Consider the following 13,796-nt stretch of genomic DNA (forward strand, 5'->3'; position numbering starts at 1 on the left):
GCCGTGGCAGGATTTGGGCCAAAACTCGGATTTCTTTGCCAGATTTTAATTTTTCTAGTGGAATCTCACTAACTCTTTGTTTTGTAACGGTAAAAAAAGAAAAATTTTTAGTTACCCCCGGTAGGGCCGATGCAAAACCGCATCAAATATGGCGAAATCGCCTTATTTGGGTGGTTTTTTCGGTGTTGAAAGGGTCTTTTGCACCGTAGAGTCGTGAAAAAACATATCTAGAGGCGAGCAGATGGCCCTCAGATACATCACTCTGATTGCAGCGGCGGCCGTTCTTGCGGTCGTGGGCGAGTCGCACGCGGAAAGCCCCGTGCCGCTACCCGAGGTCAAGTTCAAGCGGGTGCGCGCACCCGCGCCGGGGGCGCCCCCCCGCGTGGATGTCCAGATCTCGGCCGAAGAGCACGCCCGCGCGCCCGTTGCCGGGCGGCAGAAGCCGGTTGCGGAGGACGATATCGTCACCGCGGCGGCCGCGCCCGTGCCTGACGCAGCGGGCGCCGCCGGCCGTTATGCGTGGTTCTGGGACAAGATATCTCCGGCGCTTGGTCCCGACCGACCCCGCCAGTTGGAGGATATGCTGAGCGCGCTATCCGCCGGCGGGGTGGATGCGCCGCGCCTTCAGGCCTTGCAGGATATCGCGCGGGCACAAGGCATCTCGATTCTGCGCTCGACGGTGGGAACCGAGGTTTCGCCAGCGCTGGTGCTGGCGGTGATCGCGGTGGAATCGGCGGGGCGAGCCGATGCTGTCAGCGGTGCGGGCGCGCAGGGTCTCATGCAGCTGATGCCGGATACCGCGGCCCGGTTCGGGGTCAATGACAGCCTTTTGCCGGATGACAATATCGCGGGCGGCGTGCGCTATCTGAACTGGCTGATGAAGGAATTCGGGCGCGACCCGGTTCTGGTGCTTGCCGGATACAACGCGGGCGAGGGCGCGGTGCGCAAACACGAAGGCGTGCCGCCCTATGCCGAGACCCGCGATTACGTGCCCAAGGTGCTAGCCGCCTATCAGGTTGCGCGCGGGCTCTGCGCCACACCGCCCGAACTGATCACCGACGGTTGCGTGTTCACCGCCATGCAATAGAAAAACCCGCCCCGGTTGCGGGGGCGGGTTGGTGATCCCAAGAAGAGACCCGGTCAATCGACCAGCGTCGCCTCGGTCGCGGCGCGCATCTCTGCCTCGGTCACGCCATCGGCCAGTTCGACGATCCGCAATCCGCCATCGACTACGTCGAGTACGCCGAGGTTGGTGATGATGCGGTCGACCACGCCCTTGCCGGTCAGCGGCAGGGTGCATTCCTTGAGCACTTTCGATTCGCCGTGCTTGTTGGTGTGATCCATCACAACCACCACGCGACCAACGCCCGCCACCAGGTCCATGGCGCCGCCCATGCCCTTGACCAGCTTGCCGGGGATCATCCAGTTGGCCAGATCGCCCTTTTCGTCCACTTCCATCGCGCCCAGGATCGCAGCGGCGATCTTGCCGCCCCGGATCATCGCAAAGGATGTGGCGCTGTCGAAATAGGCGGTACGGGCCAGTTCGGTGATGGTCTGCTTGCCGGCATTGATCAGGTCCGGGTCCTCGTCGCCCTCATAAGGGAAGGGGCCCATGCCCAGCATGCCGTTTTCCGATTGCAGGGTGATGTCCTTGTCGCCCACATAGTTGGCCACCAGCGTCGGGATCCCGATGCCGAGGTTCACATACATGCCGTCTTCAAGCTCTTCTGCCGCGCGCGCGGCCATCTGATTGCGGTCCCAGGGCATGGCTCAAGCCTCCTCACGTTTGCGGGTGGTGCGCTGTTCGATGCGCTTTTCATGCTCGCCCTGAATGATGCGATGCACATAGATGCCGGGCAGGTGGATGCAATCGGGGTCCAGCTCGCCGCGCGGAACGATTTCCTCGACCTCGGCGATGCAGATCTTGCCGCAGGTGGCCGCGGGCACGTTGAAATTGCGCGCGGTCTTGCGGAACACCAGGTTGCCTGTGTCATCGGCCTTCCAGGCCTTGATGATCGACAGATCGGCAAAGATACCCTCTTCGAGGATATAGGTCTCGCCGTTGAAGTCCTTGTGCTCCTTGCCATCGGCGATGACGGTGCCGACGCCGGTCTTGGTATAGAAGCCGGGGATGCCCGCACCACCGGCGCGCATGCGCTCGGCCAGGGTGCCTTGGGGATTGAATTCCAGCTCCAGCTCGCCGCTCAGGTATTGCCGCATGAATTCGGCGTTTTCGCCCACATACGAGCTGATCATCTTCTTGACCTGCTTGGTTTGCAGCAGGATTCCGATGCCGAAATCGTCGACACCCGCATTGTTCGAGGCAAAGGTCAGATCCTTGGCGCCCGAATCCTTGATTGCCTGCAACAGCAGTTCGGGAATGCCGCACAGGCCGAAGCCGCCCGCCGCGATCAGCATGCCGTCCTGCAGCAGACCGTCGAGCGCCTCGGTGGCGTTGGCATAGATTTTTTTCATGGAAACTCCCCCAATGACTTGGTGATTGCGCCGGTTTTGCCGCCGCGTCAGCGCGGAGTCAATGACGGGTTCCGGGGGATGGTATTTCTACGGAATGGCACGGGCCGGGGCGGCGGAACCGCCCCGGCCGGGTCACTGGGGCAGCGCCTCGGCGCTGTATTGCGCGGCATATTCGGCGCTGGGCGGGATCGGGGTGATGACGTCGATCAGCACGCCATTGGGGTCGGCGGTGATGAAATGGCGCTGGCCGAACGCCTCGTCCTTGAGCGGTTTCAGCATCGGCAGACCTGCCGCTGTCAGCCGGTCGTATTCCGCCGCTGCGTCTGCCACCTCGAAGTTCAGGATCACGCCGCGCACCGGGCCACGGGCCTGGGCCGGGATGGTTTCGTGCTGCCCGTCCAGGATGGCCAGATTGACCGAGGGGTCGGCGCTGGATTGCAGATGCACGTACCAATCGGCCTCGAACGCGGTGTGGAACCCGAAATGGCTGCGATAGAAATCGGCGGTGCCCTGCACGTCGCCGGTCTGGATGACGGGGTAATACTGGGTCGTTTTCATATTGCCTTTCTCCTCAACATGCATACAGTTTGTATGTAAGTTGGAAATAAACATACAGGCTGTATGTATGCAAGAGAAAAATACACCCGTCCCCAATGCCGACCGTCGCGCCGCGATGCGGGCACGCCTGATCGCCGCCGCGCGGGCGCTGTTCGTGGACAAGGGATATGCCGAGACCTCGACACCCGAGATTGTGCGCGCCGCCGACGTGACGCGCGGCGCGCTCTATCACCATTTCGCCGACAAGGCCGATCTGTTTCGCGCCGTGGTCGAGGCGGAGGCCGAGGCGCTGGTGGAGCGGATCGATGCCGAGGCCGTCGACGCCGGGGCAGGGGGGATGGAAGCGGGCAGCGCCGCCTTCTTCCGCGCCATGGCCGAGCCGGGCCGCGCCAGGCTGCTGCTGATCGACGGGCCAGCGGTGCTGGGACCGGACGAGATGAGCCGGATCGACGCCGGAGGCGGGCGTGCCTCGCTGCGGGCGGGGCTCGATCTTGTGGTCAGCGGTGTCGGCGAAGCTGAGATGCAGGCATTGACCGAGGTGGTGTCTGCCGCTTTCGATCGCGCCGCGCTTGCGATTGCGCAAGGAGCAGAACCCGCGCCTTTTGAACAGGCGATGGCACGGCTGGTGGCGGGGTTGCGCGCGCGCTGACGCCCGCGCCCGCGCCGTGGTCAGCTCTCGGTCTTCTTGGTGGTCTTCTTGCGCGGGGCGGCTTTTTTCTTGGTGCCCTTCTTGGTCGATTTCTCGGCAATCAGCGCGACCGCCATCTCCATCGTCACATCCGCCGCCTCGACATCCTTGGGCAGGGTCGCATTGACCTTGTCCCATTTGACATAGGCGCCATAGCGGCCATCCAGCACGTTGACCGCACCGCCGTGTTCGGGATGCTCGCCCAACTCCTTGAGGGGTTTGGCCGCCGCCCGGCCCCGACCGCGGGGATTGGCGCGTTTCTCGGCCAGCAGTTCGACCGCGCGGTTCATGCCGATCTCGAACACGTCGTTCGGGTCCTTGAGATTGGCATAGACCGGTTTGTCCTCATCCGGCAACTGGTGCATCAGATAGGGGCCGAAACGCCCGAAATTGGAACTGATCATGCCGCCTTCGGGGTGAAGCCCGATCTGGCGCGGCAGGCTGAGTAGCACCAGCGCCTTTTCCAGATCCAACTCTTCGGCCGACCAGCCGCGCGGCAGGCTGGCACGCGGGGGTTTCTTGTTTTCTTCGCTGATCTCGCCGCGCTGGACATAAGGCCCGAACCGGCCCGCCTTGAGCCAGATCTCGTCACCGCCATCCTCGCCCAGCAGCCGCTCGGCGCTGTCATCCGCGTCACCACTGATCGGGCGGGTATAGCGGCATTCGGGATAGTTGCCGCAGCCGACGAACCCGCCGGTGCGCGAAGTTTTCAGATGCAACTGGCCCGTGCCGCATTTGGGGCAGATCCGCGGGTCGGATCCATCCTCGCGCGGCGGATAGAGCTGGGGCGCCAGCGCCTCGTCCAGCTTGTCGAGCACTTCGGAGATGCGCAGCTCGGATGTTTCGCTGATCGCCGCCGAGAAATCGCGCCAGAACCGGCCCAAGAGGTCCTTGTAATCGCGCGAGCCCGCGCTGACGTCATCCAGCTGCTCTTCCAGATTGGCGGTGAACTCATAGCCCACGTATTGGCGGAAGAAGTTCAGCAGGAAGATGGTGACGATGCGGCCCTTTTCCTCGGGGATCAGCCGGTTCTTGTCCTTGCGGACATATTCCCGGTCCTGGATCGTGGTGATGACCGAGGCATAGGTCGAGGGTCGGCCGATGCCCAGCTCTTCCATACGCTTGACTAGCGTTGCCTCGGTATAGCGCGGCGGCGGCTGGGTGTGGTGTTGCAGCGCCAGGACGGCCTCGTTTTCGGACAGAATCGCCTCTTTGGCGATCTTGGCGCCCTCGGTCAGCGGGGTATCTCCGGTCGCCCTGGCGAATTGATCGGCCAGCGAAATCTTGGCAAAAACCGCCTTTTCCCCCATCGAGATCTGGGGCAGGCGCTTGTCCTCGTCATTCTCGACATCGTCGCGCCCCTCTTCGTAGACGCGCAGGAACCCGTCGAACAGCACCACCTGGCCGGTGGCGCGCAGGCCGACCTGGCCATCGGCGCTGCCGATCTCGACCGTGGTCCGCTCCAGCCGGGCGGCGGCCATCTGACAGGCGATGGTGCGTTTCCAGATCAGATCATAAAGACGGCGCTGATCCTCGTCTTTCAGTTTCAGCGCGGCGGCATCCTTGAGCATGTCGGTGGGGCGGATGCATTCATGCGCTTCTTGCGCGTTCTTGGCCTTGTTCTTGTACATGCGCGGGCTGTCGGGCACGTATTCGGCGCCGAACCGCTCGGCAATGGCGTCGCGGGTGGCCATCACCGCCTCGGGCGCCATGTCGATGCCGTCGGTCCGCATATAGGTGATGTGCCCGGCCTCGTAGAGGCGCTGCGCCGCGCTCATGCAGTGGCGCGCGCCCATGCCGAACTTGCGGCTGGCCTCCTGTTGCAGGGTCGAGGTCATGAAGGGCGCCGAGGGGTTGCGCGCCGCCGGTTTCGCCTCGACCGACTGGATGCTCAGCGCGCGGCTGGTGATCGCCTGCACCGCCAGTTCGGCCTGGGTGGCGTTGGACAGGTCCATCTTGTCGAGCTTGTTGCCCGCCAGCGTGACCAGCCGCGCCTCGTAGACCTGGCCACGCGGGGTTTCCAGCAACGCCTTGACCGACCAGTATTCCACCGGCTTGAAGGCCTCGATCTCCATCTCGCGCTCGACGATCAGGCGCAGGCAGACCGATTGCACCCGGCCCGCGCTGCGCGCACCGGGCAGCTTGCGCCACAGGACGGGCGACAGGTTGAATCCCACCAGATAATCCAGCGCACGGCGGGCCAGATAGGCCTCGACCAGCGGCATGTCGACCTGGCGCGGGTTCTGCATCGCCTTGGTCACCGCGTCCTTGGTGATAGCATTGAAGGTGACGCGACTGACGGCGGTGCCCTTCTTGATCGAGCGGCGCTTGGTCAGCGCCTCTTGCAGGTGCCAGCTGATCGCCTCGCCCTCGCGATCGGGGTCGGTGGCGAGGATCAGTTCGTTGTCCTCGGCCAGGGCGTCGGCGATCGCCTTGACGTGCTTGCGACTGTCGGCGGCAACCTCCCAGGTCATGTCGAAATCATGCTCGGGATCGACCGATCCGTCCTTGGCAGGCAGGTCGCGCACATGGCCATAAGATGCCAGAACCGTGTAGTCCGAGCCGAGATATTTGTTGATCGTTTTTGCCTTGGCAGGGGATTCTACAACAACAACAGGCATTTAAGTGGCTACCTCATTCATCGGACACGGCGCGTTCTATGGCGGGGCAACATGTGGGGTGCAAGCCCCGATTGTCAATCGGTGCTGTTTGGGCGCAGTTGTTCCGAGTGTCAGAGGCGGGTGGGACCGGCCCGTCGCAGTCTTGGGCGCGGGCGGGACGGGGTCAGTTGACGCGCGACAGCAGCCCGCCGGCCTGACGGTTGATCCGGCCTTCCAACTCCAGATCGACCAGCACCGGGGCGACCTCGCCCGGGCTGGCGGCCAGATCGCGGATCAGCTGATCCTCGGCCACCGGCGAGGGGCCGAGCCGGTCGAGGATTTGGCTGTGCAACTGCGCCGTCTCGCGCAGGCTGCGCTTTGGGGGCGGCGCTGGCTGTTGCATCAGGTCGCACAGGTCGGGCTGCGGTTGCGGCGCTGTCAGGGCGGGCAGGGCGGCGATCACGTCTTCGGCATTGCGCACTAGATGGGCGCCGTCGCGGATCAGCATGTTGCAGCCGGCGGCACGTGCATCGAACGGGTGGCCGGGCACCGCCAACACTTCGCGTCCCTGATCTAGCGCGTCGCGCGCGGTGATCAGGCTGCCGGATTTGGCGGCGGCCTCGACCACCACCACCGCCTGGGCCAGGCCCGAGATGATGCGGTTGCGGCGCGGGAAGTGGCGGGCCTGCGGGGGCAGGCGCATCGGCTGTTCCGACAGGCGCAGCCCTTGCCGCGCGATATCACCCGCCAGATGCGTGTTCTCGGCGGGATAGACCGTGTCGACACCACCGGCCATGACCGCGATGGTGCCGCTGGGCAGCGCGGCCAGATGCGCGGCGGTGTCGATGCCGCGCGCCAACCCCGAGACCACGACAAAACCGGCAGCACCCAGATCCTGCGCCAAGGCCCGCGCCATGCGGGTGCCCAGCGACGAGGCATTGCGGGCGCCCACCAGCGCGATCATCGGGCGGCGCAACAGGGCCGGGTCGCCGAGCAACCACAATAGCGGCGGCGCATCCGAGATCTCGGCCAAGTGAGCGGGGTAATCGGCATCGCCCAGGCACAAAAGCCGCGCTTGCGCGGCTTTTGCGGCCTTGAGCTCTGCTTCGACAACACCGGGCGGGCATATTTCATAGCCCTCGACCCCGGCGGCACGTGCCACTTCAGGCAACGCGGCCAGCGCGTTCTGCGCCGTGCCATGCTCGTGCATCAGTCGGCGGAACGTTGTCGGGCCAACTCTGCGCGAGCGCAAAAGGCGGAGCCAGGAAAACCGGTCCTCTTCCGTGGTGGGTGGGAGTGGGGGGTGATAGGAAGAAAACTGTTCCTCGGTCATCCGTCGCTCCGCCTGTTTGCAGAAACAGGTTTACGGTCCGGCGCGTTAACAGGTGGTGAATCAAGCTAAATTTTTCGCAGTTTTTTGCGGTCGGGACAGAAAGCCACGCTCAACCATCTGAAATAAAAGAACTTTGATGAATGTTGCTTGGGCGAGCCCGTGGGCTGCTCGGTCGCAGGGAGGCGAATCGGCGGCAAAGCTGTTTACCTTGCCGCCGTCCGGTTTCACGCCGCCGAGCCGCCCACCGTCAGCCCATCCATCAACACCGTGGGCTGGCCCACGCCCACCGGCACCCATTGGCCGTCCTTGCCGCAGGTGCCCATGCCGGGGTCGAGTGCCATGTCATTGCCAAGCCCCCGGATGCGTTTCAACGCCGAAGGCCCGTCGCCGATCAGCGTGGCCCCCTTGACTGGGGCGCCGATGCGGCCGTTGCGCACCCGATAGGCCTCGGTGCAGGAGAACACGAACTTGCCATTGGTGATGTCGACCTGGCCGCCGCCAAATCCCACCGCCCAGATGCCGTCCTTGATCTCGCCCACCAGATCGGCTGGGTCTGCATCGCCGCCCAGCATCACCGTATTGGTCATCCGTGGCATCGGCTTGTGGGCATAGCTTTGCCGCCGTCCGTTGCCGGTCGGCTCCACTCCCATCAGGCGGGCGTTCTGGCGGTCTTGCATGTACCCGGTCAGAATGCCGTCCTCGATCAGCACGGTCCGGCGCGAGGGCGTGCCCTCGTCATCGACGGTGATCGAGCCGCGCCGGTCGGGCAGGGTGCCATCATCGACCACGGTGACCCCGCGCGCGGCGACCTGCTGACCCATCAGCCCGGCAAAGGCCGAGGTGCCCTTGCGGTTGAAGTCGCCCTCCAGCCCATGGCCGATCGCCTCATGCAGCAGAATGCCGGGCCAGCCGGGGCCAAGCGCCACCTCCATCACCCCAGCAGGCGCCGGTTCGGCATCCAGATTGACCAAAGCGATCCTCAGCGCCTCGCGCGCCTGCGCCTGCCAGGCCTCGGGCGCGATCAGCCCGTCCAGCCCGACCCGACCACCGCCACCGGCGCTGCCGCTCTCGCGCCGTCCGTCCCGCTCGACGATGACCGAGACATTGACCCGCGTCATGGGCCGCACATCGCGCAGATGCACCCCGTCGGGTCGCAGTATCTCGACCTCTTGCAGCGAGGCCATGATCGAGGCCGAGACCTGCACCACCCGTGGATCGAGATCGCGGGCAAAGGCGTCGATCTCGCGCAGGGTCTCGACCTTGACCGGAAAGGCGGCCGACGCGATGGGATCGTCCTCGGTGTATAGCTTGCGATTGGTGCGAGCCGGGGCGCCCGCCAGAGTGCCGCCACCATCGCCCACCGCCAGCCGCGCGGTTTCTGCCGCTCGCCGCAATGCAGGGATCGAGACATCGGTGGAATGCGCATATCCCGCCACCTCGCCCTTGACTGCCCGCAACCCGAAACCCTCGGATGCGTCGTAAGAGGCCGAGCGCAACCGCCCGTCGTCAAAGCTCAGCGCCTCGGATTTGCGGCGCTCGACGAACAGCTCGCCATCTTCGGCCCCGTCGGTGGCTGCCCGAAGAACTGTCAGCGCCTCGTCCTGCGGAAGGGCTGTTTCAAAGGGGCGAAAAGGGTTCTGCGCCATGATTTGCGGCCTCGTTGTTTGATCCAGATCAAAAATAGCGTCTGTTTGACGCAAGCATTTTGCTTTATCTGCCTCCGGGAATATGATTTTTAACGCGACCAAAGACAACGGGCGGGGTGTGTTTGATTCACGAACCCCCCGGTCAGGGACGCAAAGATCAAACGATCAGGACAGAACATGAAGAACGCTTTGACGCTTTCGGCGCTTCTCGCCACACTTTCGAGCCTGCCCGCCGCGGCGCAGGAGCTGGAGATCATCGGCAAACCGGTCGACGGCGGAATGGGCTTTCAGCCAGCCGCAACCGAACTGGCGCGCGAGCTGCAATCGCTGGATGCAATGATTCTGGTGATCATCACGGTCATCTGCCTGCTGGTGGCGGCGCTGCTGGTCTGGTGCATCGTGCGGTTCAACAGCCGCGCCAACCCGACCCCGGCGAAGTTTTCGCATTACACCCCGGTGGAAATCCTCTGGACCGTCGGGCCGATCCTGATTCTGGTCTTCATCGGTGCCTTCTCGCTGCCGGTTCTGTTCAACCAGCAGGAAATTCCCGAGGGCGAGATCAACATCAAGGTCACCGGCTACCAGTGGTACTGGGGCTATGACTACACCGACGAGGGCTTCGGCTTCGAAAGCTTCATGCTGGGCCGCGACGATCTGGAAGATCATGGCTACAGCCAGGACGAATACCTGCTGGCCACCGATACCGCCGTTGTCGTGCCCGTCGGCAAGGTCGTCGTGATGAGCGTTACCGGCGCGGACGTGATCCATTCCTGGACCATCCCCGCATTCGGCGTGAAGCAGGACGCAGTGCCGGGCCGTCTGGCGCAGCTGTGGTTCAAGGCCGAGAAGGAAGGTATCTATTTCGGCCAGTGCTCGGAGCTTTGCGGCAAGGATCACGCCTATATGCCGATCACCGTCAAGGTGGTCAGCGAGGCGGAATACGCCAAGTGGCTGGCAAGCGCCAAGGAAGAATATGCCGGTCTGCCGACCAGCTATCAGGTCGCATCGAACTGAACCTTTCGGGCGGGGCCTGATCCCGCCTGCCAAGACTGATCCGGGCTGCGCGCATGTTGCGCGGCTTTTGCCCCAAGGGACCACCGCATGAGCGATGCAAGCTTCAACGCCAGCACTGCCCGGGCCGCACATCGCCCGGAAGAGGCCGGTTTTGGCGACTACTTCGCCCTGCTGAAACCGCGGGTCATGTCGCTTGTTGTTTTTACCGCGCTGGTTGGCCTCTTGGCCGCGCCGGTGCCGGTGCATCCCTTCATCGGTTTTTGCGCCATCCTGTTCATAGCCATCGGCGGCGGCGCCTCGGGTGCGCTGAACATGTGGTGGGATGCCGATATCGACCAGGTGATGAAGCGCACCAAGAAGCGTCCGATCCCCGCCGGCAAGGTCGAAGCGGGCGAGGCGCTGGCCGTGGGTCTGGGCCTGTCGGGCCTGTCGGTGATGATGCTGGCCCTGGCCACCAATGTGTTTGCTGGCGCCTTCCTTGCCTTCACCATCTTCTTTTACGTGGTCGTCTATACCATGTGGTTGAAGCGGACGACGCCGCAGAACATCGTGATCGGTGGTGCGGCAGGGGCCTTTCCCCCGGTGATCGGCTGGATCGCGGCCACCGGTGACATGTCGGTGGAACCCTGGCTGATGTTCGCGCTGACCTTCATGTGGACGCCGCCGCATTTCTGGGCGCTCGCGCTGTTCATGCGCTCGGATTACGACGACGCAGGCGTGCCGATGCTGACCGTGACTCACGGTCGCCGCGCCACGCGTGTTCATATCCTCGTCTATACGGTCCTGCTGGCGCTTCTGGCGCTGGGTACCGCGTTCTCCGATATCGGCGGACCGATCTATCTGGCCGTCGCTCTGGTGCTGAACGCGCTGTTCCTGCTGGGGGCCATCCGTATCTGGCGCCGGGACGAGGCCGATAGCGAGGCCGATAACTTCAAGACTGAGCGGAACTTCTTCAAATTGTCGCTGCTCTACCTCTTCCTGCATTTCGGCGCCATTCTGGCCGAAGCGCTGCTGCGCCCCTATGGGCTGGGAGGCTGGGGATGAGCCTGCGCCAGACACATGAACTTCATCAGCGCCGCTTTGGACGCAACTTGGGTGTTGCTCTGACGCTTGCGGCGTTCATCGTCATCATTTTCGGCCTGACCGTGGTCAAGGTGACCCGTGGCGATTTCGAGCCGCCGCAGGCCAGTACCGGAGGGCAGGGTTGATGGCTTTGAAGGGACCTCAGAAAACCGTTTTGCAACTGGTCAGCGTGGTCGTGGTTATGGGCGGTCTCGCTTGGGCCTCGGTGCCGTTCTATGACTGGTTCTGCCGGGTTACCGGATTTGGCGGCGCCACCGGCGTCGCCGAGGCCGGGTCGGACACCATCTTGGACAAGACCATCAAGGTCCGCTTTGACGCCTCGAAAGAGCGCGGCATGCCGTGGGAGTTCCGCCCCGTTCAAACCGAGATGGAACTGCGCATCGGCGAGACCGGGCTGGCCTTTTACGAGGCCTACAATCCGACCGACCGGCCGGTGGCGGGGCAGGCGTCGTACAACGTCGCGCCCTATTCGGCGGGTGGCTATTTCGACAAGATCGCCTGTTTCTGCTTCGAAGAGCAGGTTCTGCAGCCCGGCGAGCGGGTGCAGATGCCGGTCAGTTTCTTTGTCGACCCCGAGATCGTCAACGACCGGGACGCGAAATATGTGCATACGATCACGCTGTCGTATACATTCTACGAAATCGATCTGCCCGAGGGCTATGCCGCTCTTGATGCAGGTACAACAACGAACACGAACTAACGCCGCAAGGTGAGGGACACTGATGGCACACGCTAAGAACCACGATTATCACATTCTGCCCCCGTCGATCTGGCCGCTGGTTGGCGCGATCGGCGGCTTTGTCATGCTCTTCGGCGCCGTTCTCTGGATGCACGGAATCACCTCCTACATGTTCTGGGCCGGTTTCATTGCCGTGCTCTATGTCATGTACGCATGGTGGGCCGAGGTCGTGGCCGAAAGCCGCGTCGGCGATCACACGCCCGTTGTCCGCATCGGCCTGCGCTATGGCATGATCCTGTTCATCACCTCCGAGGTGATGTTCTTTTTTGCCTGGTTCTGGTCCTTCTTCAAACATCGCATGTACCCGATGCAGGACTATGTGGGCACCGAGTATGTGGCGCCGAACATCCACGCGGTCGACCCGTTCCACCTGCCGCTGATCAACACGCTGATCCTGCTGCTGTCGGGCTGCGCCGTGACCTGGGCGCACCATGCGCTGGTGCATAACAACGACCGCAAGGCGCTGATCCAGGGCCTGTCGATCGGCATCTTCCTGGGCATGATCTTTACCTTGCTGCAAGCCTATGAGTATGCCGAGCTGCTGCTGCATGAAGACTGGACCTTTGGTGGTGACCAGTTCTACTCGAACTTCTTCATGGCAACCGGTTTCCACGGCATGCACGTGATCATCGGCACCATTTTCCTGGCGGTTTGCCTGCTGCGCGCGCTCAAGGGCGATTTCACCCCTGAGAAGCATATCGGTTTCGAGGCCGCCGCCTGGTACTGGCACTTCGTTGATGTGGTCTGGCTGTTCCTCTTCTTCGCCGTCTACATCTGGGGTCAGTGGCCGCTGCTCTGATCGCATGGGCCCTGCGCCGGAAAGACAGACAAGGCCGCCCCTCGGGGCGGCTTTTTCATTGGTGCTTCGGTGGCGCGATCCCTGAATTGCACCCGATACAATTGACCGGTTGCAAATACGACCCGTCTCGCCATACCAAGGCACCGGCCCGCGCAGGGCCGTCTGAAACCCCCTCCGGAGCTGCCATGCGCCGCGTTCTCTTTCTTTTATTCATAGGTCTCGCAGGCCTTGCCGTGCTGATCGCGCTGGGCACCTGGCAGTTGCGGCGGCTGGGCTGGAAAGAGGCGCTGCTGGCAGATATCGACAGTCGCATCGCCGGCGCGCCGCAGGTGCTGCCTGCCCAGCCCGATCCCGAGCGCGACCGCTATTTGCCGGTTGCGGTCAGTGGCGAGATGGCGGGCGAGGAACTGCACGTGCTGGTCTCTGTCAAGATGGTCGGGCCGGGCTACCGCGTCATCGCCCCCTTCGTGACAGACGAGGGCAGGCGCATCCTGGTCGACCGCGGATTCATCCCGACGACCGCCAAGCAGGACCGCCGCGAAACCGGCCCGATGCGGGTCGAGGGCAACCTGCACTGGCCCGACGAGATCGACGGCTATACCCCCGCGCCCGATCTAAGCGGCAATATCTGGTTCGCTCGCGACGTACCCGCGATGGCAGCGGAGTTGGGCACCGAACCGGTGCTGCTGATCGCCCGCGCGCCGACCGGCCCCGGTATCACGCCCTTGCCGGTCGACAGCGCCGGCATCCCCAACGATCACCTGCAATATGCAATCACCTGGTTTGGCCTGGCCCTAGTCTGGGCCGCGATGACCTCCCTGTTTTTGTGGCGCAGCCGCGCCCGCAAGAAAGGCTGACAGC

14 protein-coding genes are annotated in these 13,796 nt (G+C 63.6%); 8 read left to right on the plus strand and 6 right to left on the minus strand.

Annotated features, from left to right (window positions below; all coding sequences use genetic code 11):
* Positions 1–241 precede the first annotated feature (241 nt).
* Positions 242–1,087, plus strand: coding sequence for a lytic transglycosylase domain-containing protein (locus AC2FL1_RS04585; RefSeq protein ID WP_496876125.1), 846 nt, complete (start codon positions 242–244; stop codon positions 1,085–1,087).
* Between the two features lie 53 nt (positions 1,088–1,140).
* Here AC2FL1_RS04585 and AC2FL1_RS04590 read toward each other — a convergent pair whose 3' ends face one another.
* The 3 genes from AC2FL1_RS04590 to AC2FL1_RS04600 all read right to left on the minus strand — a co-directional run bounded on the left by AC2FL1_RS04590 (position 1,141) and on the right by AC2FL1_RS04600 (position 3,033).
* Positions 1,141–1,767: a 3-oxoacid CoA-transferase subunit B gene (locus tag AC2FL1_RS04590; protein ID WP_496828347.1), complete on the minus strand. Its 627-nt coding sequence runs from the start codon at positions 1,765–1,767 to the stop codon at positions 1,141–1,143.
* 3 nt (positions 1,768–1,770) lie between these two features.
* Complete coding sequence (locus AC2FL1_RS04595; protein WP_496876126.1) at positions 1,771–2,475, minus strand: CoA transferase subunit A; 705 nt, start codon at positions 2,473–2,475, stop codon at positions 1,771–1,773.
* A gap of 132 nt (positions 2,476–2,607) precedes the next feature.
* Positions 2,608–3,033, minus strand: coding sequence for a VOC family protein (locus AC2FL1_RS04600; protein WP_496876127.1), 426 nt, complete (start codon positions 3,031–3,033; stop codon positions 2,608–2,610).
* Between the two features lie 67 nt (positions 3,034–3,100).
* Here AC2FL1_RS04600 and AC2FL1_RS04605 point away from each other — a divergent pair, with 67 nt between their 5' ends.
* Complete coding sequence (locus AC2FL1_RS04605; protein WP_496876128.1) at positions 3,101–3,682, plus strand: TetR family transcriptional regulator; 582 nt, start codon at positions 3,101–3,103, stop codon at positions 3,680–3,682.
* A gap of 20 nt (positions 3,683–3,702) precedes the next feature.
* Here AC2FL1_RS04605 and topA read toward each other — a convergent pair whose 3' ends face one another.
* The 3 genes from topA to tldD form a co-directional block, all read right to left on the minus strand.
* Positions 3,703–6,342: a type I DNA topoisomerase gene (gene topA / locus AC2FL1_RS04610; RefSeq protein ID WP_496876129.1), complete on the minus strand. Its 2,640-nt coding sequence runs from the start codon at positions 6,340–6,342 to the stop codon at positions 3,703–3,705.
* Positions 6,343–6,505: 163 nt separating this feature from the next.
* Entirely contained in the window at positions 6,506–7,654 is a 1,149-nt protein-coding gene (gene dprA / locus AC2FL1_RS04615) for a DNA-processing protein DprA (protein ID WP_496876130.1), read from the minus strand.
* 224 nt (positions 7,655–7,878) lie between these two features.
* Positions 7,879–9,300 (minus strand): metalloprotease TldD, encoded by a 1,422-nt coding sequence (gene tldD, locus AC2FL1_RS04620; protein ID WP_496876131.1) that lies wholly within the window; start codon positions 9,298–9,300, stop codon positions 7,879–7,881.
* A 177-nt stretch (positions 9,301–9,477) separates the two neighbouring features.
* On the opposite strand from tldD, the gene coxB reads away from it, so the two are divergent.
* The 6 genes from coxB (at position 9,478) to AC2FL1_RS04650 (ending at position 13,792) form a co-directional block, all read left to right on the plus strand.
* Positions 9,478–10,314 carry a cytochrome c oxidase subunit II gene (gene coxB / locus AC2FL1_RS04625; RefSeq protein WP_496876132.1) on the plus strand — a complete coding sequence of 279 codons (837 nt, stop codon included), beginning with the start codon at positions 9,478–9,480 and terminating at the stop codon, positions 10,312–10,314.
* A gap of 87 nt (positions 10,315–10,401) precedes the next feature.
* Positions 10,402–11,358: a heme o synthase gene (gene cyoE, locus AC2FL1_RS04630; RefSeq protein WP_496828331.1), complete on the plus strand. Its 957-nt coding sequence runs from the start codon at positions 10,402–10,404 to the stop codon at positions 11,356–11,358.
* Positions 11,355–11,522 (plus strand): cytochrome c oxidase system small membrane protein, encoded by a 168-nt coding sequence (locus tag AC2FL1_RS04635; protein ID WP_234139625.1) that lies wholly within the window; start codon positions 11,355–11,357, stop codon positions 11,520–11,522. The genes cyoE and AC2FL1_RS04635 overlap by 4 nt, the downstream gene beginning before the upstream one ends.
* The gene (locus AC2FL1_RS04640) at positions 11,522–12,097 is read left to right on the plus strand and encodes a cytochrome c oxidase assembly protein (protein ID WP_496828329.1); all 576 of its coding nucleotides are present in this window, start codon (positions 11,522–11,524) and stop codon (positions 12,095–12,097) included. The genes AC2FL1_RS04635 and AC2FL1_RS04640 overlap by 1 nt, the downstream gene beginning before the upstream one ends.
* 22 nt (positions 12,098–12,119) lie before the next feature.
* Entirely contained in the window at positions 12,120–12,935 is an 816-nt protein-coding gene (locus tag AC2FL1_RS04645; RefSeq protein WP_496828327.1) for a cytochrome c oxidase subunit 3, read from the plus strand.
* 185 nt (positions 12,936–13,120) lie between these two features.
* The gene (locus AC2FL1_RS04650; RefSeq protein ID WP_496876133.1) at positions 13,121–13,792 is read left to right on the plus strand and encodes an SURF1 family protein; all 672 of its coding nucleotides are present in this window, start codon (positions 13,121–13,123) and stop codon (positions 13,790–13,792) included.
* Positions 13,793–13,796: the final 4 nt, after the last annotated feature.

The sequence above is a fragment of the Ruegeria sp. YKSF070 genome (assembly GCF_059612725.1).

Excerpts from the sequence above, each read along its gene's own strand:
- AC2FL1_RS04585 (WP_496876125.1), top strand. The coding sequence starts at position 242 with ATGGCCCTCAGATACATCACTCTGATTGCAGCGGCGGCCGTTCTTGCG.
- AC2FL1_RS04590 (WP_496828347.1), bottom strand. The coding sequence starts at position 1,767 with ATGCCCTGGGACCGCAATCAGATGGCCGCGCGCGCGGCAGAAGAGCTT.
- AC2FL1_RS04595 (WP_496876126.1), bottom strand. The coding sequence starts at position 2,475 with ATGAAAAAAATCTATGCCAACGCCACCGAGGCGCTCGACGGTCTGCTG.
- AC2FL1_RS04600 (WP_496876127.1), bottom strand. The coding sequence starts at position 3,033 with ATGAAAACGACCCAGTATTACCCCGTCATCCAGACCGGCGACGTGCAG.
- AC2FL1_RS04605 (WP_496876128.1), top strand. The coding sequence starts at position 3,101 with ATGCAAGAGAAAAATACACCCGTCCCCAATGCCGACCGTCGCGCCGCG.
- topA (WP_496876129.1), bottom strand. The coding sequence starts at position 6,342 with ATGCCTGTTGTTGTTGTAGAATCCCCTGCCAAGGCAAAAACGATCAAC.
- dprA (WP_496876130.1), bottom strand. The coding sequence starts at position 7,654 with ATGACCGAGGAACAGTTTTCTTCCTATCACCCCCCACTCCCACCCACC.
- tldD (WP_496876131.1), bottom strand. The coding sequence starts at position 9,300 with ATGGCGCAGAACCCTTTTCGCCCCTTTGAAACAGCCCTTCCGCAGGAC.
- coxB (WP_496876132.1), top strand. The coding sequence starts at position 9,478 with ATGAAGAACGCTTTGACGCTTTCGGCGCTTCTCGCCACACTTTCGAGC.
- cyoE (WP_496828331.1), top strand. The coding sequence starts at position 10,402 with ATGAGCGATGCAAGCTTCAACGCCAGCACTGCCCGGGCCGCACATCGC.
- AC2FL1_RS04635 (WP_234139625.1), top strand. The coding sequence starts at position 11,355 with ATGAGCCTGCGCCAGACACATGAACTTCATCAGCGCCGCTTTGGACGC.
- AC2FL1_RS04640 (WP_496828329.1), top strand. The coding sequence starts at position 11,522 with ATGGCTTTGAAGGGACCTCAGAAAACCGTTTTGCAACTGGTCAGCGTG.
- AC2FL1_RS04645 (WP_496828327.1), top strand. The coding sequence starts at position 12,120 with ATGGCACACGCTAAGAACCACGATTATCACATTCTGCCCCCGTCGATC.
- AC2FL1_RS04650 (WP_496876133.1), top strand. The coding sequence starts at position 13,121 with ATGCGCCGCGTTCTCTTTCTTTTATTCATAGGTCTCGCAGGCCTTGCC.